The sequence below is a fragment of the Brevundimonas sp. TSRC1-1 genome (assembly GCF_049898245.1).
Lineage (GTDB): Bacteria > Pseudomonadota > Alphaproteobacteria > Caulobacterales > Caulobacteraceae > Brevundimonas > Brevundimonas mediterranea_A.
Window position 1 is genome coordinate 361,030 of record NZ_JAFCXI010000003.1, and the last position, 24,377, is coordinate 385,406.

18 protein-coding genes are annotated in these 24,377 nt (G+C 66.6%); 6 read left to right on the plus strand and 12 right to left on the minus strand.

The features are described 5' to 3' along the window. Positions 1-34 precede the first annotated feature (34 nt). The 5 genes from ACP7CK_RS11745 to ACP7CK_RS11765 all read right to left on the minus strand — a co-directional run bounded on the left by ACP7CK_RS11745 (position 35) and on the right by ACP7CK_RS11765 (position 5,330). Positions 35-379, minus strand: a complete 345-nt coding sequence (locus tag ACP7CK_RS11745; RefSeq protein WP_292149344.1) for a hypothetical protein — start codon at positions 377-379, stop codon at positions 35-37. 322 nt (positions 380-701) lie between these two features. Continuing rightward, a complete protein-coding gene (locus ACP7CK_RS11750) occupies positions 702-2,390 on the minus strand; it encodes a cisplatin damage response ATP-dependent DNA ligase (protein ID WP_426026089.1) in 1,689 nt (562 codons plus the stop codon). Positions 2,391-2,487: 97 nt separating this feature from the next. Then, a complete protein-coding gene (locus tag ACP7CK_RS11755; protein WP_426026090.1) occupies positions 2,488-3,000 on the minus strand; it encodes an RcnB family protein in 513 nt (170 codons plus the stop codon). 121 nt (positions 3,001-3,121) lie between these two features. Next, positions 3,122-4,939: a response regulator gene (locus tag ACP7CK_RS11760; protein WP_426026092.1), complete on the minus strand. Its 1,818-nt coding sequence runs from the start codon at positions 4,937-4,939 to the stop codon at positions 3,122-3,124. A gap of 85 nt (positions 4,940-5,024) precedes the next feature. Next, positions 5,025-5,330, minus strand: coding sequence for a BolA family protein (locus ACP7CK_RS11765; RefSeq protein WP_426026093.1), 306 nt, complete (start codon positions 5,328-5,330; stop codon positions 5,025-5,027). Positions 5,331-5,375: 45 nt separating this feature from the next. On the opposite strand from ACP7CK_RS11765, the gene ACP7CK_RS11770 reads away from it, so the two are divergent. Continuing rightward, a complete protein-coding gene (locus ACP7CK_RS11770; protein ID WP_292149338.1) occupies positions 5,376-6,044 on the plus strand; it encodes a J domain-containing protein in 669 nt (222 codons plus the stop codon). Positions 6,045-6,067: 23 nt separating this feature from the next. Here the strand turns inward: ACP7CK_RS11770 and ACP7CK_RS11775 are convergent, their stop codons facing one another. Further along, positions 6,068-6,748: an SDR family oxidoreductase gene (locus ACP7CK_RS11775; protein WP_426026094.1), complete on the minus strand. Its 681-nt coding sequence runs from the start codon at positions 6,746-6,748 to the stop codon at positions 6,068-6,070. 42 nt (positions 6,749-6,790) lie between these two features. Further along, the gene (locus tag ACP7CK_RS11780) at positions 6,791-7,960 is read right to left on the minus strand and encodes an N-acetylmuramoyl-L-alanine amidase family protein (protein WP_008258855.1); all 1,170 of its coding nucleotides are present in this window, start codon (positions 7,958-7,960) and stop codon (positions 6,791-6,793) included. A gap of 517 nt (positions 7,961-8,477) precedes the next feature. Here ACP7CK_RS11780 and ACP7CK_RS11785 point away from each other — a divergent pair. The 3 genes from ACP7CK_RS11785 to ACP7CK_RS11795 are packed head-to-tail and all read left to right on the plus strand — an operon-like array spanning position 8,478 to position 13,549. Then, entirely contained in the window at positions 8,478-11,270 is a 2,793-nt protein-coding gene (locus ACP7CK_RS11785; RefSeq protein WP_426026097.1) for an Rne/Rng family ribonuclease, read from the plus strand. 58 nt (positions 11,271-11,328) lie between these two features. Beyond that, positions 11,329-12,729: a M48 family metalloprotease gene (locus ACP7CK_RS11790; RefSeq protein WP_426026099.1), complete on the plus strand. Its 1,401-nt coding sequence runs from the start codon at positions 11,329-11,331 to the stop codon at positions 12,727-12,729. Positions 12,730-12,760: 31 nt separating this feature from the next. After that, positions 12,761-13,549: a thioredoxin domain-containing protein gene (locus tag ACP7CK_RS11795; protein WP_426026100.1), complete on the plus strand. Its 789-nt coding sequence runs from the start codon at positions 12,761-12,763 to the stop codon at positions 13,547-13,549. A gap of 124 nt (positions 13,550-13,673) precedes the next feature. Here the strand turns inward: ACP7CK_RS11795 and tuf are convergent, their stop codons facing one another. The 4 genes from tuf to rpsL form a co-directional block, all read right to left on the minus strand. Beyond that, positions 13,674-14,864 carry an elongation factor Tu gene (gene tuf / locus ACP7CK_RS11800; protein WP_040349698.1) on the minus strand — a complete coding sequence of 397 codons (1,191 nt, stop codon included), beginning with the start codon at positions 14,862-14,864 and terminating at the stop codon, positions 13,674-13,676. 110 nt (positions 14,865-14,974) lie between these two features. Next, positions 14,975-17,053, minus strand: coding sequence for an elongation factor G (gene fusA, locus ACP7CK_RS11805; RefSeq protein WP_008258868.1), 2,079 nt, complete (start codon positions 17,051-17,053; stop codon positions 14,975-14,977). Positions 17,054-17,219: 166 nt separating this feature from the next. After that, complete coding sequence (gene rpsG, locus ACP7CK_RS11810) at positions 17,220-17,693, minus strand: 30S ribosomal protein S7 (RefSeq protein WP_008260172.1); 474 nt, start codon at positions 17,691-17,693, stop codon at positions 17,220-17,222. Between the two features lie 81 nt (positions 17,694-17,774). After that, positions 17,775-18,149, minus strand: a complete 375-nt coding sequence (gene rpsL, locus ACP7CK_RS11815; RefSeq protein WP_008260482.1) for a 30S ribosomal protein S12 — start codon at positions 18,147-18,149, stop codon at positions 17,775-17,777. Positions 18,150-18,617: 468 nt separating this feature from the next. Here rpsL and ACP7CK_RS11820 point away from each other — a divergent pair, with 468 nt between their 5' ends. Next, positions 18,618-19,250, plus strand: a complete 633-nt coding sequence (locus ACP7CK_RS11820; protein ID WP_426026101.1) for a hypothetical protein — start codon at positions 18,618-18,620, stop codon at positions 19,248-19,250. Continuing rightward, on the plus strand, positions 19,247-20,074 hold the full coding sequence (locus ACP7CK_RS11825) for a hypothetical protein (RefSeq protein ID WP_426026102.1): 828 nt from the start codon (positions 19,247-19,249) through the stop codon (positions 20,072-20,074). Before ACP7CK_RS11820 ends, ACP7CK_RS11825 begins: the two co-directional genes overlap by 4 nt. A 64-nt stretch (positions 20,075-20,138) precedes the next feature. Here the strand turns inward: ACP7CK_RS11825 and rpoC are convergent, their stop codons facing one another. Continuing rightward, positions 20,139-24,335 carry a DNA-directed RNA polymerase subunit beta' gene (rpoC, locus tag ACP7CK_RS11830; RefSeq protein ID WP_008263311.1) on the minus strand — a complete coding sequence of 1,399 codons (4,197 nt, stop codon included), beginning with the start codon at positions 24,333-24,335 and terminating at the stop codon, positions 20,139-20,141. Between the last annotated feature and the right edge of the window lie 42 nt (positions 24,336-24,377).

Consider the following 24,377-nt stretch of genomic DNA (forward strand, 5'->3'; position numbering starts at 1 on the left):
CTGATGGTTTGAAAATCTGGGGAGACGCGCGCGCCTATTGCGCGGTGACGACGCCCTTGTAGTCGACCGAGACGGTGGCTTGAGCGCCGTCCTTCATGGCCGTGGCGGACCAGACGCCGTTCTCGTTTTGCATCAGCGGTCCGACGTCCGTGTAGCCTTGCTTCTCGATCGCTTCCCGGGCCTGGCCTTCGGTGAAGGAATTGGCGCCGGGCGTCAGCGCCGTGGTCTGGGTGGTGTCGTCCATATCCACCGCAGGATTGCGGGGCGTTTCCGACGTGGAGACCGCCGGACCTTCGACCGGTCCGGTCGTCTCGTCATTGTCGCCGCAAGCGGCCAGCAGAGCGCCGGCGGCGACGAGCGCGAAGATGGGCTTGATCATGATGCGTGTCCTTTCGAGATACAGATTTGAAGTGGCCGCCGCCTCAAATCGTTCCGAAAGAAACGCCAATCAGGGTCGTCATCCGCGTAACAGAGCCGTAACGACCGCCTACACTACGACAACGGCGGCGGCCTTTACTGCAACGCTTTGCAATTGGCTGATCGCTCGGCAGACATGAATAAATCATCTGGTTCAACGCTACTGAAGCCAGACGCACTCGACCTATTTTCAGGCCGAAGTCTTTACGCCGGAAGGTCCCGTTCGGCGAGGGCTTGCCCCGACCCGGTCAAAGCCGCGTCGCGGTCTCACCCGCGGCAAGGCGCTAGACCTTGGCGATGCGCCCCCCTCCGGTCTCTATCGCATCCAGCAAGTCCATGACGGCGTCGAGGGTGTCCGCCTCGCGTGCGGGCTTGTCCCAGCGGATGCGGCTGACGCGGGGAAAACGCATCGCCACGCCCGACTTGTGCCGGGTCGAACGCTGAAGTCCCTCGAAGGCGATCTCCAGCACCAGGCCGAAATCCCGCTCGGCCCGCACCGACCGCACCGGGCCGAACCGGTCCACCGTGTGGTCGCGCACGAACTTGTCGAGCTGTTTCAGTTCTTCGTCGGTGAAGCCGAAATAGGCCTTGCCCACGGGGGTCAGCGCCCCCTCCTCCGTCCAGACCCCGAAGGTATAGTCGGAATAGAAGCTGGACCGTTTGCCGTGCCCGCGCTGGGCGTACATCAGGACGGCGTCGATGACGTGAGGATCCCGCTTCCACTTGAACCACGCCCCCTTGGGGCGGCCCGCCACATAGGGGCTGTCCCACCGCTTGAGCATCAGCCCCTCGGCCGCCGCCCCGACCGGCGGATCGGCCCGCAGGCGGGCCAGGCTGTCCCAGTCCGCATACTCGACCAGGGGCGACAGATGCAGCCGCCCGCCCCCATGGCCCTGGACCAGGGTCTCCAGTCGCGCCCGCCGCTCACGCAGGGACAGGCTTCGCAAATCCGTCGCGCCGTCCGCCAGCAGATCATAGGCGACCACCGCCGCCGGAAAGGCCGCCATGGTCCTGGCGTCCACCTTCTTGCGGTTCAGCCTTTGTTGCAGGTCGCCGAAGGGGGCGATGGCGCCGTCGCGCCAGACCACCAGTTCGCCGTCCAGCGCGCCCTCGAACGCCAGGGCCTCCATCACATCGGGGAAGGCGCCCGAAATCTCGTCCCCGGTGCGGGACCACAGTTTGCGGACCGCGCCCTCGACCACCGCCTGAACCCGGATCCCGTCCCACTTCCATTCGGCGGCGTAGTCGGCCGGGTCCATCTTGGGAAAATCGACCGCCTCGTCGACAGCGACAGCCAGCATCACCGGGCGGAACCGCCCTGGCGCATCCGGGCTGGGCCGTTCGGCCCGTCCCTCCAGCCAGGCGAACAGATCGCCATAGGGGGGCGGGACCGCGTGCCAGACCTCCTCGATGGCCGAGACGTCCACCGGCTCAAGCGGCGTAATCGTCTCCGCCCCGTCCGGTGAAGGGGGCGTCAGACGCGTCTCGGGCCGCATCATCGCCGCCGCCGTCTTGGCCAGCCGGCCCGACAGCCCAACCCGCAACCCGCCGGTCATCAGCTTCAACAAGGCCCAGCGTCCCTTGGGCTCCAGGGCGTCCAGCCAGCCCTCCAGCAGGCCCTTGACCTCGGCGCGGGTCGCGGTCCGCAACCCCTCGATCACCTCGCCCAGTTCGGGCTCGCGATTGGGCCGGCGGTCGGACGGCGCCGGCCAGATCAGGGCGACCGTCTCGGCCAGGTCGCCGACATAGTCATAGGACCAGCCGAACAGCACCCCGTCCACCCGCGCCTCGACCGCCTTGCGGATCATGGCGGGCTTGGCCGCGTCGAAGGTCAGGTCGCCGGTCAGGGCCGCCAGGGCCCAGCCCCGATCCGGATCGGGCGTCGTCTTCAGATAGTCCCGCACCAGCACCAGCTTGGCGTTCCGCGAGGCGGTCAGCGACAGGCGGTCCAGAAGTTCGGCGAAGGCGCGCATGGGCATCCATATTGGGCGCTCGAGACGTCGCCGTCAGCCCAGAACGAAAAACGCCCCGGAGGTTTCCCTCCGGGGCGCAGATCGGATCACGCGACGATCAGTTGAACAGGCCGGCGATGACGGCGGTGATCAGACCGCCTGCGACCGCCGCCAGCACCACGTCATTTCCGCTGCGGACATACTGATAACCGCGCGGCGGCGCACGCAGGCCGTAGCGGCCGTAGTCGTTCACCACATAACCGTTGCTGCGGTAATAGGACGGCATGCGCTGGCCATAGCTCCAGGTGCGAACCGCATAGCCGCGCGGGGCGACATAGCGCGGCGCATGATAGCGACGCTGGGCCTGCTGCCAGCGGTCGTACTGCCGTTGATCCTGGCGATACTCCTGGCGATCCTGACGCTGGTCCCGACGGAAGTCGCGGCGATCATCCCGGCGGTCGTGGCGGTCATCGCGTCTTTCGTCACGCCTGTCATGGCGATTGTGCTGGCGGTTGTCCTGGCGCTGTTCGTAGCGGCGGTCGTCACGAGACTGGGCCGAGGCGGCTCCGGCGGCGCCCACGGCGGTGGCGGCCAGGACCGCGGCCATCGTGGCGGTGAGAATCTTCTTCATGGGATGTCTCCATCTGCGGCCGAACCATTCGACTGCCCACACTATGGAGACCGGCGGCTGAGGCGGGTCTGAACCGGCGCGGTCGCCTGCCGTTCAGACCAAGACCGCCTTTCAGCCTCAATCAGGCGGCGACCGACTGTTCCGCAGGCGACATGGCGCGGCCCACGGCCTCGCGTCCGCCCGGAACACGGCTCATCATCTCGGCCAGGGCCCCGAAATCGATGGGTTTGGTCAGATAGGCGTCCGCGCCCGCGTCCAGGCCGGCCTGATGATCTTCACTGCGCGCCGAGGCGGACAGCACGACGATGGGTGTGTCGGCGTTGAGCCCCTGGCCTTCGCGGATCCTGCGGGTGGCGGTCAGGCCGTCCATCACCGGCATGTTGACGTCCATGATGATCAGGTCGAACTGCTGCTCGCTCGCCGCCTCCAGGGACAGTTGCCCGTTCTCGGCCGTGGCGGTGACATGCGAGGCCGTGCTCATCCAGGCCTCCAGAATCATGCGGTTCACGGGATGGTCCTCGACCACCAGCACCCGCAGGCTTTCACCGCATTCTATCTCGGTCTCGACCCGTTCGATCGAGACACGGCGGCTCCATTCCACCACCTCGGCTTCGACGGTCAGGGTGAAGCTCGACCCGTGGCCCACGGAGGAATCGACGCTGATGTCGCCGCCCATGATGTTGGCCATGCGTCGCGCGATGGTCAGCCCCAGGCCCGTGCCGCCGAACCGGCGCGTCGAGGAGGCGTCCACCTGGGTGAAGGGCTGGAACAACCGCTCGAGATCGGTCGGAGAAATGCCGGATCCGCTGTCGGTGACGCAGAACTCGAACCCGACCCTGCGGTCGGAAATACGTCGGCCGCGCACGACATAGCGGATTTCGCCGACGTCGGTGAACTTGACTGCGTTCGAGAGCAGGTTCTGCACGACCTGGCAGACCCGCAGCGGATCCCCGCGCACCACGGCCGGAATATCCCCTTCCAGTTCGGACACGAAGGTCAGCCCCTTGGCCTCGGCCTGGGCCTCGAAGGGTCCGGAAATCCGGCGCTGCAGGTCATCGACGACGACATCGACGACTTCGAAGGTCATCTTTCCCGCCTCGATCTTGGTCATGTCGAGGATGTCGTTCAGCAGGGACAGAAGATTGTCGCCGGAATTGCGGATGATCGACAGATATTCGCGCTGGGTCCCTTCAAGTCGCGTCGCGCTGAGCAGTTGCGCCGCCCCGAGGACGCCGTTCATCGGCGTGCGAAGCTCGTGCGAGATGACGCCCAGGAAGTTCGACTTTGCGTCGTTGGCGGCGTCCGCCTTGTCGCGCGCAGCCTCCAGTTCCTCGATCAGATGGGCCTGATGCGCCTGGAAGGCGTCGATCCGGCGTTCGCGCAGCATGGTCATGGTGACCAGGACGAACAGGCAGGCCATGGTGAACGGCAGGACGGCCAGCATCGACCAGAACTGCGGCGTCCCCCACAGGCTGAACAGGATAACGCAGGCGGCGACGCCATAGGGCGAAGAGATGATGACGGCCTGCCGCGGCGAATTGCGCAACTGGGCGAAGACCAGCACATAGCCCGAAATGATCAGGGCGACGGCCAGGGTCTGACCGAACGCCGAATTCGAGAACCAGGCCATCAGCGGCGCAGCGGCCCATGCGGCGGTGGTGACGGTCGCCACGGCGGGAAAAACCATGCCCCAACCGACATCGACGCGGTGGCTGAGCTTGTGTTCGACGACGCCGCGGATGGAACCGGCCGCCAAAGTGACCACGAACCATATCATGGCCTGCCACCACGCCACCGTGCCCAGCAGACCCAGGGCCCAGCTGGCGATGATCAGGTACCGCAGATATTGGGTCTGCAGGATGGCCGTCAGGGCCTGAGCAGGATCGCCCGCGCGCCGGTCGCCCGGAAAGGCCTTCGCGACGCCGTCAGATTCCACCATGTTCCAGCCGTCCCCACGTTCTGTTTGGTCGCGTGACGCTAGGACGAAGGTTCTAAGACGGAGTGAACGCTGGTTTTCTTCGCAATCAGGCGCTGTGGAAATCTTCGACGGGGGTGAGAGCCCGGATCGACAGGGCGTGAATCGGGCCCGACAGCTCCTGTTTCAGCACCGCGTTGACCGTCCTCTGCCGCTCCAGCCGCGACTGTCCTTCGAAGGCCGCAGAAACGACCACCAGATTGAAGTGGCTTTCGCCGCCGGGCTTTGCGTCCATGCCGCCTTCGTGGTGGTGGCCGGCGTGCCGTCCGCTGTCGTCTTCGATCTCCAGCCGTTGCGGCGAAAGCGCGGCGTTCAGTTTTTCACGGATAATCGTCGCCACGGGGCCGTCTGACATGATCGTTTCCTTGAAGAGGTCCAATTCCACACTACACTTCGGGCGATGTCCGCTTCCTTTCAATACAAGCCGCGCTTCACCGACATTCGGGTCAAGCCGCCGAAGCCCGAGGAGGAAGCCGCCAAGGCGGACGTCCTGCATCTCAAGCCGGGCGAAAAACCGTGCCAATGGCCCGACTGCCGCAAGGCCGCGACCGCCAAGGCGCCCAAGTCGCGCGAGCGGCTGAACGACTTCTACGAATTCTGCCAGGGGCATGCGGGCGAATACAACAAGGGCTGGAACTTCTACGCCGGAATGAGCGAAGGCCAGGTCCGCGCCGTTCAGGAGAACGAGGCCATGACCGGCGGACGTCCGACCTGGGAGATGAAGGCCGGCAAGTTCACGCGCGAGGCCGCCGCCTTCTCCGCCAAGATGGGCACAGCGAACAACACCGGCGCCGGCTCCTGGCGTGACAGTTTCGGCCTGTTCGGCCGTCGCGGCGACCAGGCCCCGCAGTCCCCGACCGAGGATCGCCGAATCGGCAAGCTGGAACGCGCCGCCCTGGCCGATCTCGATCTCGATCCCGGCGCCGAGAAGGCCAAGATCAAGTCTCAGTACCACGACCTTCTGAAACGCTTCCATCCGGACACCAACGGCGGCGACCGCGGCGCCGAGGCCAAGCTGCAACGCGTCATCAAGGCCTGGAAGACGCTGAAAAAGGCGGGCCTGGCCTAAACCAGGCTGGCGGATCCGCGCCTTCAGTCGGCGTAGATCATCTTGCGGGTCATGCCGCCGTCCACCGTCAGCACCTGTCCGGTGACGAATCCGGCCTCGACGAGATAGAGGACGGCCTCGGCAATGTCCTCGGCGCGTCCGACACGCCCCACGGGATGCTGGGCGTGATCGCTTTCACTCAGACCTTCCGGCGCGGCGATCCAGCCCGGCGCGATCGCATTGACCCTGATCTTCGGCCCCAGACTGATCGCCATCGCATGGGTCAGGGCGGACAGCGCGCCCTTGGCCGCAGCATAGGCCTCGGTCTGAGGCTCCGACATGGTCGCCCGGGTCGAGGTCATGTGAATGATGCTGGCCCCTTCGCGCAGCATCGGGATGGCGGCGCGCGACATCAGGAAGGCGCCCGTCAGGTGGCTGTCCACCGTCCGGCGCCAGGCCTCCAGCGACAGGTCGGCCAGTGGGCCGTTGGTCGGATCGGCGACGCCGGCGTTGCTGACCAGAAGATCCAGCTCCGACCATCCCAGTTCGGCATAGGCCGCCGCGACCGAGGCTTCGTCGCCGACGTCGCAGAGAACCGACCGCGCGCCGGACGAGGCGGGCTTCAGGTCGAAGGCGGCGACCTCCCAGCCCCGATCCGTCAGGGCCTGACAAAGTCCGGCGCCGATCAGGCCTGCGCCCCCGGTGATGATCGCTCTCTTTTTCATAGTCACGCAAACCGCTGAGCCGAAGCCTGGTTGCAGCCGAAGTCAGGGCTGCCCGGCTCCATCAGTCGACGCCGTCATCAACGGGGCCGTCGGCTCCCGGAAATAGCGGTCGATGCCGTCAGCGACCGACTTCATCAAACGGCGACGCGCGCGTTCGTCGGTCAGCAGACGCTCGTCCTCGGGATTGGTGATGAAGCCCATCTCCAGCAGCACGGCCGGCACATCGGGCGCCAGCAGCACGGCCAGGCCGGCGTCACGGTGGCTGCGGCGCAGCAGCGGATGGTCGGAGCCTTCCAGATGGGTCAGCAGGACGCGGGCGAACTGGGCCGAACGGTTCTGGGTGGCGCGCTGGGTCATGTCCAGCAGGATGCGGTCCACCGACGGGTCCCGCCCCGGCAGGTGCAGTTCACGGTGCCAGTTGTCGGTCCGCGTGAACTCGCGCACGGCCCGTCCGGCGCCCTGTTCCGACAGGGTATAGACGCTGGCGCCGCGCAGGGCCGGATCGGACCCGGCGTCGGCGTGCAGCGAGATGAACAGATCGGCGTCCGACTGGCGGGCGATGGAAACGCGGCGATACAGATCGACATAGGTGTCATCGGCCCGCGTCAGGCGAACCCGATAGCGGCCGGTGCGCTCCAGCTCGGTCTTCAGAACCAGGGCGGCGGCCAGGGTGACCTGTTTCTCACGGGTCAGGGCTCCGCTGGCGCCCGGGTCCTTGCCGCCGTGCCCCGCGTCGATGACGATCAGCGGGCGTTCGGCGCGACGCGGCGCCGGCGTCGTCCGCGGCGCGGGTCGTGACGCGGCTATAGCTCCACCGACGGCCTTCAGATCGACGACATAGCGATAATGGGCCACCCCGTCGCCGGGGGGCAGCAGAAAGCGGCGCTCGATCTCGCTGCCGCGCGCCAGCTCCAGCTCAATCCGTGACGCCCCGCCCGAGGCGCTGACCTGATAGGAGCGGACCAGGCCCGAACCGCCGCCGTTCAGGCCGCGGCCGGGCGCGACGCCGTTCAGGGCCAGGGTGACCCGGCCCGCGGCGCCCGTATCGATGACGCGCCCCTGTGTCGACTTGTCCAGATCGATGACCACGCGGGTCCGGTCGCCGTCCGCGCCGAAGCGCACGCCCAGGACATCCCCCTGGGCGCCCCAGGCGAAACCCCGCGTCGAAAACAGGGCGACCGTGCAGATGACGACGAAGGCCAAGGCGGTCATCGCCCATTCCCTCGCGCCCCAGCGCTCTACACCTGTCAAAACACGACCGCCCATAACGACGTCGAACCCAATCCTACTGGAACCTGGTCATCATGATGCCAGATGCTCGTATTCAGGGGGTTAAGGCCGAACACCTTTTAATTCGCGTCCGGCGTGACTATGATGTGACTGCTCGCGAACCGATCGCGCCTTCTTCGCCTCAGCGGAACCCGGCGCGCCCTCCTCGCGGCGCTGACTTTTCACCAATCCGAGAACCGCGCCGGCGTCGCCGGTGGTTCGAAGAGCGGACCAGTGTCGCGGCCTTACCCGTTTCAACGGATTGGCGCGCACGGTTCAGGACCGACGACCTCCATGGGCCTTTCCGCCTGCGTCCCCCTACGGCTTGACCAAGCCCGCTTCGCCGTTTTCGGCGAGGGGATTTCGCGCGCCCCGGCCCCTCCCCCCATTCGGCGAGCCGCCGTGACCCTGTCCAGAGTTCTGGAAGGGCCGGCCCGTGCGCGCCAGAGAGAGACTTTCCATGTCAAAGACAATGCTGATCGACGCGGCCCACCCGGAGGAAACCCGGGTCGCCATCGTGGACGGACGCCAGATTGAGGAATTCGATTTCGAATCCCGTGCGAAGCGCCAGCTTCGCGGCAACATCTACCTGGCCAAGGTCACCCGCGTAGAGCCCAGCCTGCAGGCTGCGTTCATTGAATACGGCGGCAACCGCCACGGCTTCCTGGCCTTCAACGAAATCCACCCGGACTACTACCAGATTCCGGTCGCCGACCGCGAAGCCATCATGGCCGAAGCGCACGACGACGACGATGACGACGATCTGGGCCGCGAATCCGACGACGACGCCGATCCCGAAGCCGCCCTGGCCGACGAGGAGCGCCTGAAGCGCCGCCTGATGCGCCGCTACAAGATCCAGGACGTCATCAAGCGTCGCCAGATCCTGCTGGTCCAGGTCGTCAAGGACGAACGCGGCGCCAAGGGCGCGGCCCTGACCACCTGGCTGTCGCTGGCCGGCCGCTACTGCGTCCTGATGCCCAATACGGGCAAGGGCGGCGGCATCAGCCGCAAGATCACCAACACCTCCGACCGTCGCCGCCTGAAGAGCGCCGTCTCGGCCCTGGAAGTGCCCAAGGGCATGGGCCTGATCATCCGCACGGCCGGCGCGAAGCGCACCAAGGCCGAGATCAAGCGCGACTACCAATATCTGCTGCGCCTGTGGGAGACGATCCGCGAGACCACCCTCGCCTCTCACGCGCCCTCGGTCATCTACGAGGAAGAGAACCTGGTCCGCCGCGCCGTGCGCGACATGTTCGACAAGGATTTCGACGGCATCCAGGTGGAGGGCGTCGAGGGCTTCAAGGAGGCGCGCGACTTCATGCGCGTGCTGATGCCGTCGCAGGCCAAGAAGGTTCACCTGTATCGCGGCTCGCGCCCCCTGTTCGCGGCCAACGGCATCGAGGAGTTGCTGACCCAGATTCACCAGCCGGTCGTACCGCTGAAGTCCGGCGGCTATCTGGTGATCAACCAGACCGAGGCCCTGGTGGCCATCGACGTCAACTCGGGCCGCGCCACCAAGGAACGCAACGTCGAACAGACGGCGTTCAAGACCAATATGGAAGCGGCGGAAGAAGCGGCCCGCCAGCTGCGCCTGCGCGACCTCGCCGGCCTGGTCGTGATCGACTTCATCGACATGGATGAGGGCAAGAACAACCGCACGGTCGAGCGCGTGCTGAAGGACGCCCTGTCCTCCGACCGCGCCCGCATCCAGATGGGCCGCATCTCGCCCTTCGGCCTGATGGAGATCAGCCGCCAGCGCCGTCGCCTGGGCGTGATCGAGGGCGCGACCGAGGCCTGCCCGCACTGCCAGGGCACCGGCCGCATCCGCTCCGCCGAATCCGCCGCCCTGATGACCCTGCGCGCGGTCGATATCGAGGCCGGCAAGAACGGCGCGGGCGTCGTGGTGCTGAAGGTCTGCACCGCCGTCGGCCTGTACATCCTGAACCACAAGCGCGCCTATCTGCAGTCGCTGCTGGAGCGGCGCGGCCTGAACGTCATCGTCCAGATCGACGACAGCCTGGGCCAGGGCGAGCACAATATCGAACGGACCGAGACGAACGAGGACTTCGTCGCGCCCGAGATTGAGATGCCCAACCTCGACGACGACTTCGACGCCTCGCTGTACGAAGACGAGGATGAGGACGACGACGAGGAAATCGTCGGCGACGACGAGGACGAGGACGATGTCGAGGCGCTGGACCGCGAGGACAGCGACGACGACGAACCGCGCGAACGCGCTGAACGCGCCGAGTCCGGCGGTCGTGACCGGGGTCGTGGCCGCAATCGCCGCCGTCGCGGCGGTCGTCGCGACGAGGAAACCGCCGAGGTCTCCGACGCCTCGGACGCCGCCGATACGCTGAACATCGACGACGCCTCGGACGACGAAGAGGACGAGAACGGCCGTCGCCGTCGCCGGGGTCGCCGTGGCGGTCGCCGCGTCCGCGAGGACGGCGAGCGTGACGTCTACACCTGGGTCCGCGGCCGCACCCCGTCGCTGGACGATCCTTATGTCTGGTTCGACCCGCTGAACCCGGGCCGTCCCGAGGCGCGCGCCGAACGTCCGGATCGTGCTGAGCGTCCCCAGGCCGCACAGGCCGAGGTCGAAGGTCTGGACGCCACGGCGTCCGAGGGCTCGGGCGAGGAAGGCGGCCGTTCGCGTCGCCGTCGTCGTCGTGGCCGGGGTCGGGGCGGCGACGCCATCGGCCAGGAGATCAAGGTCGAGAACCGCGCCACCAATGAGGGCATGCCGCCCGACGGTTCGCCCCTGACGCCGATGGCCGTAGCCGATGGAGCCGGGGCCGCCCCCGTCCAGGCCCAGACGCCGGAGACGGACGCCCCCGCCGTCGCGCCCGAGCCCCAGCGTCGTCGCGTTCGCCGCAAGTCGGCCAGCGCCGACGCCGTGGTCCAGCCGGCACGGGAAACCGAAGCTGCGCCGGCGCCGGTCGAAACCGCCGCCGAGCCGCACGTCGAGCCGCACCCCGACACGGCCATCGAGCCGAACGAGGCGGCGCTCGAAGGCGCGCCGGTCGAACTGGACGTGACGCCGCAAGAGGCCCTGGCCGCCGAGCCGGTCATGGTCTCGCCGGTCGAACGGCCTGTCCCGCCGGTCGCTGTCGAACCCCAACCGGCGGCTCTGCCGGAACCGTTCGTCGCCCCGACGCCCGAGATCGACGTCGAGGCGATCATCGCCGAAGACCCGAACCAGATCTCGGCCCCGCCCGAAAAGCCCAAACGTGGGTGGTGGCGCCGCTGATCGGTCACGATTAGACTGTCAGGATGCAGACGGGGGTCGGCCGCTACTGGAGTACGCCATGACGTGGCTTCCCCGTTCCGCATCTCGTGTTCTGGCCGCGGCGGCGGTGGGCTTCGCAGCCCTCGTCGCCGCCGGCCAGGCCTCGGCCCAGAGCCTGATCCGCGACACCGAGATCGAGGGCATCATCCGCGAATGGGTCGATCCGGTCTTCGTCTCCATGGGGCTGAACCCGACCGACGTCGAAGTTCTTCTGGTCAATGACAACGAGCTGAACGCCTTCGCCACGCGTGGGCGGATCATGGGCGTCAACACCGGCCTGATCCTGCGCACCAAGAACCCCAACGAACTGCTGGGGGTGATGGCGCACGAGGCGGGCCATATCAAGAACCGCCACACCCTGCGCGACGGGGCCCAGAACGCCGCCAAACAGCCGATGTTCATGACCATGGCCCTCGGGGCCCTGGCCATCGCCGCCGGCGCGCCGGACGCGGGTCTCGCCCTGCTGGGCTCCAGCCAGTATTTCGGCACGATCGGCGCGCTTCAGTATATGCAGGGCCAGGAGGGCGAAGCCGACCTGACCGGCGCCCGCGCCCTGGAGGGCGCCGGCGAATCCGGCGCGGGCCTGGTCTCCTTCTTCGAGAATTTCCGCGCCCAGGAGGTCTTCTCCGACGCCCGCCGCTATCCCTATTTCCGCAGCCACCCCCTGTCGTCGCAGCGCATCGAATCCATGCGCCGCTTCGTCCAGGACCAGCCCCATTACGATCATCGCGACAGCCGCGAGCGGATGGCCCAGCACGCCCTGATCCTGGCCAAGATCCACGCCTTCATGGATCCGCCGAACACCACCCTGCGCGCCTATCCCTCGACCAACACGGCCCTGCCCGCCCGCTACGCCCGCGCCATCGCCTGGTATCGCGACGGCCAGACCGACAAGGCCCTGTCGGCGGTGGACGCCCTGATCGCCGAGGATCCGCAGAACCCCTATTTCGCCGAACTGAAGGGCCAGATCTATTTCGAGGAGGGCCGTCCGGTCGAGGCCGTCGCCGCCCACCGCGAGGCCGTGCGGCTCAAGCCCGACGCCCCCCTGCTGCGCATCAACCTGGCCCACGCCCTGATCGGCACGGACGATCCCAAGAACCTGGACGAGGCCATCGACCAACTGAAACACGCCACCGTCGCCGAGCGGGAGAACACCATGGCCTGGCGTCTGCTGGGCCAGGCCTACGCCGCCCAGGGCAAGGAGGGCGAGGCCCGTCTGGCGACGGCCGAGTATTATTTCGCCGCCGGCCAGGAGCGCGAAGCCACCCAGTTCGCCCTGCGGGCCCGCAGCATGCTGGACCCCAATTCCATCGAATGGCGCCGGGCGGTGGACATCGTCCTGGCGTCAGGCGCCACGCCCGACGATCTGCTGGACCTGGATCGTCGCGACGCCGCGCGCAAGCCGACCACGCTGAACTGACGCCCTGCCCCCCTACTGACTGCGAGCCTTCATGACCGACGACGCCCCCGCGCCTGAGCCCCACACCCCGCCGCCCGCCAAAAGCAGCCGCCTCACGGGCGCGGTCGCCGGCTATGTCGCGCTGGGCGTCTCGGTCGTGGCCCTGGGCCTGGCCGCCGCCCCCTATTTCGGCGGCGGTTCGGGCGACGACGTCCGCACCTATCTGCTGACCCACCCCGAGGTGCTGCAGGAGGCCAGCCTGGCGCTTCAGGCCAAGGAGGGCCAGGCCCGCGTCGACGACACCAATACAGCGGCGGCCGCCAATGCCACCCTGCTGGCCCCCGACGCCCGCGACCCCGCGTTCGGCCCGGCCGACGCCAAGGTGACGGTGATCGAGTTCTTCGACTTCCGCTGCCCCGGCTGCAAGGCCGTGGCGCCCCAGTTCCGCGCCCTGATGGCGGCCCACCCTGACGTCCGCTTCGTCTTCAAGGATTGGCCCATCCTGGACCGGGGCGAGGACGTCGCGTCCCAGTACGCCGCCCGCGCCGCGCTGGCCGCGCACCAACAAGGCAAGTATCTGGAAGTCTACGACGCCCTGATGTCCGAGCGCGCCCTGACGCCCGAATCCACCGACCGCATCCTGGCCCAACACGGCGTGGACATGGCGCGCGCCAAACAGACCCTGGTCGCGCCCGAAACCACCCGCCACATCGCCGACATCCACACCACTGCGGCGGCGCTGAAGCTTCAGGGCACCCCCACCTTCTTCGTCAACGGCAAGGCCGCCGCCAGCATCGACCCCGCCGAGATCGCCCGGATGATCGAGGCCGCCAAGCGCTGATCTGAAGCCGCAAGGCAGTCCCCACAGCAAAACGGCCCCCGGATCGCTCCGGGGGCCGTTCTGTTAGGCGACGACATCCGTCTGGCCTCAAGCAGCGCGTGAGCGCGTTAGGCCAAAAGAATGATTACTCGATGATCTTGGCGACGACGCCGGCGCCGACGGTGCGGCCGCCTTCACGGATGGCGAAGCGCAGGCCCTGGTCCATGGCGATCGGGGTGATCAGTTCGACGTTCAGCTCGGCGTTGTCGCCGGGCATGATCATTTCGACGCCTTCCTTCAGCTGCACGATGCCGGTCACGTCGGTCGTGCGGAAGTAGAACTGCGGGCGATAGTTGGTGAAGAACGGGGTGTGACGGCCGCCTTCTTCCTTGGTCAGGATGTAGGCTTCGGCCAGGAACTTGGTGTGCGGGGTGATCGAACCCGGCTTGCACAGAACCTGACCGCGCTCGACGTCTTCACGCTTGGTGCCGCGCAGCAGAACGCCGACGTTGTCGCCCGCTTGACCCTGGTCCAGCAGCTTGCGGAACATTTCGACGCCGGTGCAGGTCGTCTTCTGGACCGGACGGATGCCGACGATTTCGACTTCTTCACCGACCTTGACGATGCCCTTTTCGACGCGGCCCGTGACCACGGTGCCGCGGCCCGAGATCGAGAAGACGTCTTCGACCGGCATCAGGAACGGCAGGTCGACCGGACGTTCCGGCTGCGGGATGTAGCTGTCGACGGTTTCCATCAGGGCCAGAACGCGCTGTTCGCCGATTTCCGGGTTCACGCCGTCGGTCGCGGCCTTGGCCGAACCCTTGGTGATCGGAATGTCGTCGCCCGGGAACTGGTACGACGAGAGCAGCTCGCGCACTTCCATCTCGACCAGTTCCAGCAGTTCTTCGTCGTCGACCAGGTCGACCTTGTTCATGAAGACCACCAGGGCCGGCACGCCGACCTGACGGGCCAGCAGGATGTGCTCGCGGGTCTGCGGCATCGGGCCGTCAGCGGCCGAAACCACCAGGATCGCGCCGTCCATCTGCGCCGCGCCGGTGATCATGTTCTTCACATAGTCGGCGTGGCCGGGGCAGTCGACGTGGGCGTAGTGACGGTTGGCCGTCTCATACTCAACGTGCGCCGTGTTGATCGTGATGCCGCGCGCCTTTTCTTCCGGCGCAGCGTCGATGTCCGCATAGGCCATCGCCTTGGCGCCGCCAGCCTTCGCCAGCGTCATCGTGATCGCCGCCGTCAGCGTCGTCTTGCCGTGGTCAACGTGACCGATCGTGCCGATGTTGCAGTGCGGCTTCGTGCGTTCGAACTTTTCCTTGGCCATTTTCTAGCTCCTAGGTCCCCGAACCGGGGTTCCTGCAGTCTGGGGGTTAAGGGCGCCCGGCCCTTGGCGGACCGGGCGCTTTTTAGGTCCGCTTCTCCGAAAGGAAAAGCTTAGGCGTACTTCTTGATCACTTCGTCGGCGACGTGCTGCGGCACCGGCTCATAGTGGTCGTATTGCATCGTGAACTGGGCGCGGCCCTGCGACATGCCGCGCAGCGTGTTCACATAGCCGAACATGTTGGCCAGGGGCACGAAGGCGTTCACGACGGTGGCGTTGCCGCGCATGTCCTGACCCTGGATCATGCCGCGACGGCCGTTCAGGTCGCCGATGACCGAACCGAGGTATTCCTCGGGGGTCACGACCTCGACCGCCATGATCGGCTCGAGCAGCTTCGGCGCGCCCTTTTCCTTCAGTTCGCGGAAGGCGGCGCGGGCCGCGATTTCGAACGCCAGCACGCTGGAGTCGACGTCGTGGTACTTGCCGTCCGTCAGGGTCGCCTTGAAGTCGATCAGCGGGAAGCCGGCCAGCAGACCCGAGTCCTTGATGGAGTTCAGGCCCTTTTCGACGCCCGGGATATATTCCTTGGGCACCGCGCCGCCGACGATCGAGTTCTCGAACACGAAGCCCGAACCCGGCTCGCCCGGTTCGAAGGTGATCATGACGCGGGCGAACTGGCCCGTACCGCCGGTCTGCTTCTTGTGGGTGTAGTCGATGTCGACCTTGCGGCCGAGCGATTCACGATAGGCGACCTGCGGCGCGCCGATGGTGGCCTCGACCTTGTAGGTGCGCTTCAGGATGTCGATCTTGATGTCCAAGTGAAGCTCGCCCATGCCCTTCAGGATGGTCTGGCCCGACTCGTGGTCGGTCGAGACGGTGAAGGACGGATCTTCCGAAGCCAGCTTGGCCAGGGCAACGCCCAGCTTCTCCTGGTCGGCCTTGGTCTTGGGCTCGACCGAGATCTCGATGACCGGGGCCGGGAATTCCATCTTCTCGAGGATGACGGGCGACTTCAGCGGATCGCACAGGGTGTCCCCGGTGCGGGTTTCCTTCAGGCCGGCCAGGGCGACGATGTCGCCGGCGAAGGCTTCCTTGACGTCTTCACGGTTGTTCGAGTGCATCTGCAGCATCCGGCCGACGCGCTCTTTCTTGTCGCGGCTGGAGTTCAGCAGGCTCATGCCCGTTTCCATCTTGCCGGAATACAGGCGGCAGAAGGTCAGCGAACCGACGAAGGGGTCGTCCATGATCTTGAACGCCAGGACCGAAAGGGGCTCGTCGTCCGACGCCTTGCGGGTGATCGGCTCTTCCGTCTTGAAGTCGATGCCCGGCGTCGGCGGGATGTCCAGCGGCGACGGCAGATAGTCGACCACGGCGTCCAGCAGGGTCTGCACGCCCTTGTTCTTGAAGGCCGAGCCGCACAGGATCGGATAGAAGGCGCCGGTCAGCACGGCCTTGCGGATGCACTTCTTCAGCACTTCGACCGAAGGCTCGACGCCGTCCAGATAGGCCTGCATGGCTTCGTCGTCGAGTTCGACGGCGTTGTCGATCAGGTACTGGCGGGCTTCATTGGCCTTGTCGACCAGGTCCGCCGGGATCTCGCCGACGGTGAAGTTGGCGCCCAGGGCGTCGTTGTCCCAGACGACCGAGCGCATCTCGACGATGTCGACCAGGCCGGACAGGGTGTTTTCCGAACCGATCGGGAACTGGATCGGCACGGCCTTGGCGCCCAGGCGGTCGCGGATCGACTGGACCGAGGCGTCGAAGTCGGCGCCGATCTTGTCCATCTTGTTGACGAAGACGATGCGCGGCACCGAATATTTGTCGGCCTGGCGCCAGACGGTTTCGGTCTGCGGCTCAACGCCGGCGTTGCCGTCCAGCACGGTCACGGCGCCGTCGAGGACGCGCAGCGAACGCTCGACTTCGATGGTGAAGTCCACGTGTCCGGGGGTGTCGATGATGTTCAGGCGCTTGCCCTGCCAGAAGGCGGTCGTCGCGGCCGAAGTGATCGTGATGCCGCGTTCCTGCTCCTGGTCCATCCAGTCCATGGTCGCAGCGCCGTCGTGCACTTCGCCGATCTTGTGGTTCTTGCCGGTGTAATAGAGAATCCGCTCGGTCGTCGTCGTCTTGCCCGCGTCGATGTGGGCCATGATGCCGAAGTTGCGGTAGTCCTCGAGCTTGTGCGTACGAGCCATGAAAACGTGCCTTGAGAAGTAGGTCTAGGACGCGGGTGGCGCCCTCGGGATGATCGTCGATGCAGCGGATAAGCGAGCGCGGGCGATTTAGCTCAAACCGCCCGCGCCGGATAGTCTTAGATAGGAACCGCCCATTACCTTTGAAAGGGAGACGGTTTTAAGACGCTTACCAGCGATAGTGGCTGAAGGCGCGGTTCGCCTCGGCCATCTTGTGGGTGTCTTCGCGCTTTTTGACCGCGGTGCCGCGATTGTTCGAGGCGTCCAGCAGCTCGGCGGCCAGCTTCTCGGTCATGGTGTTTTCACCACGCTTGCGCGCGGCGTTGACCAGCCAGCGGATGGCCAGGGCGCGACGACGGTCCGGACGGACCTCGACCGGCACCTGATAGGTGGCGCCGCCGACGCGACGCGAACGGACTTCGACCGACGGGGCGACATTGTCCAGGGCGGCGTGGAAGGTGGCGACCGGCTCCTGGTCTTTCTTCTTGTCGGCCAGGATGTCGAAGGCGCCGTACACGATGTTCTCGGCGACGGCCTTCTTACCTTCGTACATGACGTAGTTCATGAACTTGGTGACGATCAGGTCCCCGAACTTGGGATCCGGCAGAACTTCGCGCTTCTGGGCGCGGTGACGACGCGACATGGAGTATTCCTTGCAGTGCCCGGCGCTCGCCGGGAAGATCTCGAAAAGGCCTCCGGGCGCGAGGGCCCGGACGCGAATGGCTTACTTCGGACGCTTGGCGCCGTAGTGCGAACGACGCTGCTTGCGGTCCTTGACGCCCTGCGTGTCGAGCACGCCGCGCAGGATGTGGTAGCGAACGCCGGGCAAGTCCTTCACGCGGCCGCCGCGGATCAGAACAACCGAGTGTTCCTGAAGGTTGTGGCCTTCACCGGGGATGTAGCAAACGGCTTCGTAGCCGTTCTTGGCCAGACGGACCTTGGCGACCTTACGCAGAGCCGAGTTCGGCTTCTTCGGGGTCGTGGTGTAGACGCGGGTGCAGACGCCGCGACGCTGGGGCGAACCCTCCAGAGCCGGCACCTTGTTACGGGTGGGCTTGGGCTTGCGCGGCTTGCGGATCAGCTGGTTGATCGTAGGCATTCGAAACTTATCTCGACTTCTGATGGAGGCGTGTGTCTTTCGACCGAAGCGCCTCTCGCCTTCTTGTGAACGGGGGACCATCCCCTCGCCCGGGTGTCATCGAGACTGATCGCGTGACCCGAACAGTCCCTGGTTCGCTCCGGCGCACCGGAAAACACAAAGGGCCGGAACGCGCGCTTTGGGCGTTCCGGCGGGCACAGCCCGTCCGTTCAATTGTCACGATCTCAGCGACCGGCGAACCGGCCACGCCTCGAAAGTGGGCGGCTTCTACGCGGGATGGGGGGATTGGTCAAGGGCGGCGGGGGGCCGGCCGCCCCTCGTCCACCGATTGACACAGCCAAGACGCGAACAAACCCAACCTGCGCCCGAAAGCGGCCACGCTTGCAGCCCAGCCTCGTTTTCGGGTGACGGGGGGTCAGGATGCGGACCGAGGGCGATTGGCCGGCGAGAGGGCGAAGAGCGGGGCTGGTGGTCGTCTCCATGGGCCTGAATGCGGGCCTGATCGCGCTTCTGTCCGTCGGCGACACTCGCTCCGGCCATCTTGGCGCCCCGGCCGCCGCGCCCCTGTATCTCTATATCGAGCCGCGCCCGCGCCTGGCCCAGGAGCGCGCGCCCGTCAGGCCCTTCTCGGCTTCCCGCACGGCCTCGCACCGCATCCTGCAGGACGCCGACGGCGTTCCGCGCCCCGACGACAGCCGCATTGAGCCTTCCGCCGTTCCTGCCCCCACCCCAGGCGACGCCATCGATTCGCGTTGGCGGGTCGGCCCCGGTGCGGCGACGCGCGGCCTGCCCCTGTCCTGCGAGAGACCGAACAGACTGTCGGTCGAAGCGCGTCGCTACTGCGAAGATCGAGCGCGACGATTCGCAGGCGCGGCGCGGCCCATCGCCGGCTCGGGCGACGCCGAACGCGACGCTGTCTTCGCCCGGCACGGCGCGCGGAGATTGGCCGCATGGGAGGCGCAACGCGCTGAACCGCCGCGCGGCGATCCAGCTTGCGAGACGCCCCACCCGGTCGCAGGGTGCGAGGGCGTCAATATCGAAGTCGATCTCTTCTCTTCGCGGGACGGTTTCCTGCCCAATCTGCGAAAGCGTCGTGAATGAGCGTGTCCGCCCTGCCCCGCCCGAATCGCCGACGGCCTGACTGGCGCAAGGCGGGTCTGGCGACGGCGTCTGTCGCCATCAACACCGCCCTGATCGCCGCCCTGTCCTTCACCGCGCTGGGGATCGAGGGGCGAGACTTTATCGGTGAACAGCCGCCGATCTATCTGGACATCGAACCCCGCCCCCTGCTGCCCGACGAACGGCCCCGCGTGCCGATCCTGGCCACGCCGGACATCGCACCCGCTGCGGCCGCCCCGACGTCCTCGCCCACGCCTTCGGTCCGTGCGCCCACGCCCAAGACCCAGGCCGTCCCCCGCCCTGCCCCATTGCGTCCGCGTCTGGCCGCACCGGCCCCGCCCGGCGCGCCGCCGCCGGCCGACGGCTGGCGCGTAGATCCCGCCAATCGGTCCGGGGCCATGGCGCGGTCGCTGCGCCAGGGCCTGCCCGGCTGCGCCTCGCCAGATCTGCTGAACGAGATGGAGCGCCGCCACTGCCGCGACGCGTTCGCCCGGCGCGGCGAGAACGCCGCCCCGATCACCGGCTCGGGCAATCCCCAACGCGACGCCGCCTTCGCCCGCGAGGGGGCGCGCCGTCTGGCGGAGTGGGAGGCCAAGCGTCGCCCCCTGTCCGGCGGCGTGGGCGTGGTCGGCCCTGCAGACTGCGTCGGTTCGAACTTCGGCACGGGCTGCGCGGGCGCTCAATTGAACCCATCGCTCGCCCCGGATTCCAGCCGCAACGTCCAGACCCGTCGTGACGGCCATCGCGCCGGCGGCGTCCCGATCACGCCCGGCGCCTCCGCCCCGATGGAACGCTGGAAGGACTGAACGAAAAAGGGCGGCGCCGTCGCCGGCGCCGCCCTCTTCATTTCATCACATCCGAACCCGGAGATCAGCCTTCGCTGCTCTCCAGCTCCAGTTGCAGATCGGCCGGCAGCGGCTCGATCGCGTCTTCGCGGGCTTGCGTCAGCTCGGCGTCGCGATCGTTGGCGATCTTCTGCAGGGCCCGCAGATAGGCGCCCGTGCCGGCCGGGATCAGGCGGCCGACGATGACGTTTTCCTTCAGGCCTTCCAGCATGTCCTTCTTGCCGTGGACCGAGGCGTCGGTGAGGACGCGGGTGGTCTCCTGGAAGGACGCCGCCGAGATGAAGCTGCGGGTCTGCAGCGACGCCTTGGTGATGCCCAGCAGGACGGGCTGGGTGGTGGCCTGACGGCCGCCGCGCTTCTCGACCTTCAGGTTTTCCAGAACGGCTTCGGCCACTTCGACGGTGTCGCCGCGGATCAGGGTGGTTTCACCCGAATCCAGGACTTCGACCTTCTGCAGCATCTGACGCACGATGACTTCGATGTGCTTGTCGTTGATCGGCACGCCCTGCAGTCGGTAAACCTCCTGCACTTCGTTCACCAGATACTCGGCCAGCGCCTCGACGCCCTGGATGCGCAGCAGATCGTGCGGATCCGGGTTGCCGTCGATGATGTAGTCGCCCTTCTGGATCAGATCGCCGTCGTGGACGGAGATGTGCTTGCCCTTCGGGATCAGGAACTCGACCGGTTCGCCCTGCACGCCGTCGGCGTTGACTTCCGGCGTGATCTTGATGCGGCGCTTGTTCTTGTAGTCGCGACCGAATTCGACGCGACCATCCATCTCGGCGATGACCGCGCAGTCCTTGGGACGGCGGGCTTCGAACAGTTCGGCGACGCGCGGCAGACCGCCGGTGATGTCGCGGGTCTTGGCGCCTTCGGTCGGGACGCGGGCGATGATCTCGCCCGGCTTGACCTCGTCGCCGTTCGACACGGACAGAACCGCGCCCACGGGCAGCAGGTAACGGGCGTCAGAGCCCGAGGCCAGCTTGGCGTAGGCGTCGCCGAGAGTGACGCCCATGGCCGGACGCAGGTCCGAACCCCGCGGGCTGGCGCGCCAGTCGCTGACGACGCGCTGGGCGATGCCCGTCGCTTCGTCAGTTTCTTCCTTGACCGACAGGCCTTCGACCAGGTCCTCGAAGCGGATCAGGCCGCCGACTTCCGTCAGGATCGGCGTGGTGTAGGGGTCCCACTCGGCCAGACGTTGGTTCTTCTTGACCTCGCTGCCTTCCTTGACCCGGATCCGGGCGCCGTAAGGCGCCTTGTGGGTCTCGCGGTCCTTGCCGTCCACGACCACGGTCACGATGACGTTGCGGCTCATCGCCACCAGGTCGCCGTGAGCGGCGGTAACGGTCGGGCCGGTGATCTTGGCCACGCCGGCGTTGGTCGCCTCCATGAAGGAGGTTTCCGCCACCTGGGCCGTGCCGCCGATGTGGAAGGTCCGCATCGTCAGCTGGGTGCCCGGCTCGCCGATGGACTGGGCGGCGATGACGCCGACCGCTTCACCGATGTTGACGTTGGTGCCGCGCGCCAGGTCACGCCCGTAGCAGTGGGCGCAGATGCCGGCTTCCGCCTCGCAGGTCAGGGCCGAACGGACCTTGACCGACTGAACGCCGGCGGCGTCGACCGCCTCGACCACTTCTTCCACCAGATAGGTGTCGGCGGGGAACAGGACCGTATCCGTGCCCGGCTCCTTGATGTCCTCGGCCGCATAGCGACCCAGGATGCGGGCGCCCAGCGAGACCAGGACGTCGCCGCCTTCCATGACCGCGCGCAGTGTGATGCCGCGCGTCGAGCCGCAGTCGTCTTCGGTGACGATCGAGTCCTGCGCCACGTCCACCAGACGACGGGTCAGATAACCCGAGTTGGCGGTCTTCAGCGCGGTGTCGGCCAGACCCTTACGGGCGCCGTGGGTGGAGTTGAAGTATTCAAGGACGGTCAGGCCTTCCTTGAAGTTCGAGGTGATCGGCGTTTCGATGATCTCGCCGGAGGGCTTGGCCATCAGGCCGCGCATGCCGCCCAGCTGCTTCATCTGCGCCTGCGAACCCCGGGCGCCGGAGTTGGCCATCATGAAGACCGAGTTGATGTCGGGGTTTTCACCCTCGATCAGCACGCGCGGCTGCGCGATCTCGCCCATCATGGCGTCGGCGATCCGGTCCGTGGCCTTGGCCCAGGCGTCGACGACCTTGTTGTACTTCTCGCCGCGCGTGATCAGGCCGTCGGCGTACTGTTGCTCGTACTCCTCCACCTGGGTGCGGGTTTCGGCGACCAGTTCGGCCTTCTTCGCCGGGATCACGATGTCGTCCTTGCCGAACGAAATGCCGGCCTTGGCGGCTTCGCGGAAGCCCAGGCCCATCATCTGGTCGGCGAAGATGACCGTCGCCTTCTGACCGCAGTGGCGATAGACCACGTCGATCAGATTGCCGATTTCCTTCTTGGTCAGGTTCTTCTCGAGCAGGCGATAGCCGACGTTCGGGTTGCGCGGCAGCAGGGCGCCCAGCTTCATCCGGCCCGGCGTGGTGTCGATGACCTTGGTCACCTCCTTGCCTTCGGCGTCCTGTTCCGTCCAGCGCGCCTTGATGCGGCTGTGCAGGGTCACGACCTTGGCGTCCAGCGCCGCGTCGATCTCGCCCATATTGGCGAACAGCTTGCCTTCACCCGGCTCGCCGTCCTTGACCAGCGACAGATAGTACAGACCCAGGACGATGTCCTGCGACGGCACGATGATCGGCTTGCCGTTGGCGGGCGACAGGATGTTGTTGGTCGACATCATCAGGACGCGCGCTTCCAGCTGGGCCTCGAGGCTCAGCGGGACGTGCACGGCCATCTGGTCGCCGTCGAAGTCGGCGTTGAACGCCGTACAGACCAGCGGGTGCAGGCGGATGGCCTTGCCCTCGATCAGCTTGGGTTCGAACGCCTGGATGCCCAGACGGTGAAGCGTCGGCGCGCGGTTCAGCAGAACCGGGTGTTCGCGGATGACCTCGTCCAGGATGTCCCAGACGGCGGGCTGTTCGCGCTCGACCATGCGCTTGGACTGTTTGACGGTGCCCGACAGGCCCTTGGCGTCAAGGCGCGCATAGATGAACGGCTTGAACAGCTCCAGCGCCATCTTCTTGGGCAGGCCGCACTCGTGCAGCTTCAGTTCCGGACCCACGGTGATGACCGAACGGCCCGAATAGTCGACGCGCTTGCCCAGAAGGTTCTGACGGAAGCGGCCCTGCTTGCCCTTCAGCATGTCGGCCAGCGACTTCAGCGGACGCTTGTTGGCGCCCGTGATGACGCGACCGCGACGGCCGTTGTCGAACAGCGCATCGACGGACTCTTGCAGCATCCGCTTTTCGTTACGGATGATGATGTCCGGCGCCCGCAGCTCCATGAGGCGCTTCAGGCGGTTGTTCCGGTTGATGACGCGGCGATACAGGTCGTTCAGGTCGGAGGTCGCGAAACGACCGCCGTCCAGCGGCACCAGCGGACGCAGTTCCGGCGGGATGACCGGCACGATGGTCAGGATCATCCACTCGGGCTTGTTGCCCGATTCCAGGAAGGCCTCGATCAGCTTCAGGCGCTTGGACGCCTTCTTGGCCTTCATTTCCGACGGGCTGTCGGCCAGTTCGCCGCGGTGCTTTTCAGCCTCGGCGTGCAGGTCGATGCCCATCAGCAGGTTGCGAACGGCCTCGGCGCCGATCTCGGCGGTGAAGCCGTCATCGCCGAACTCTTCCTGGTAGCGATAGAACTCGTCTTCCGTCAGCAGCTGGTTCTGCTTCAGCGGGGTCAGGCCCGGCTCGGTGACGATATAGTTCTCGAAATACAGGACGCGCTCGACGTCCTTCAGCGCCATGTCCAGCATCAGCGAGATGCGCGACGGCAGCGACTTCAGGAACCAGATGTGGGCGACCGGGGCGGCCAGGTCGATGTGACCCATGCGCTCGCGGCGAACGCGGGCCAGGGTGACTTCGACGCCGCACTTCTCGCAGATGATGCCCTTGTACTTCATGCGCTTGTACTTGCCGCACAGGCATTCGTAGTCCTTGGTCGGGCCAAAGATACGGGCGCAGAACAGGCCGTCACGCTCGGGCTTGAACGTGCGGTAGTTGATGGTTTCCGGCTTCTTGATCTCGCCGAACGACCACGAGCGGATCTTCTCCGGCGAGGCCAGGGCGATCTTGATCTGGTCGAAGGTCGGGGTGACCGGGACCGGGTTGAAGATGTTCAGGACTTCCTGGTTCATCTTGGTTCCTTGCTGCGGCTAGAGCCGCGAAAATTATTCAGA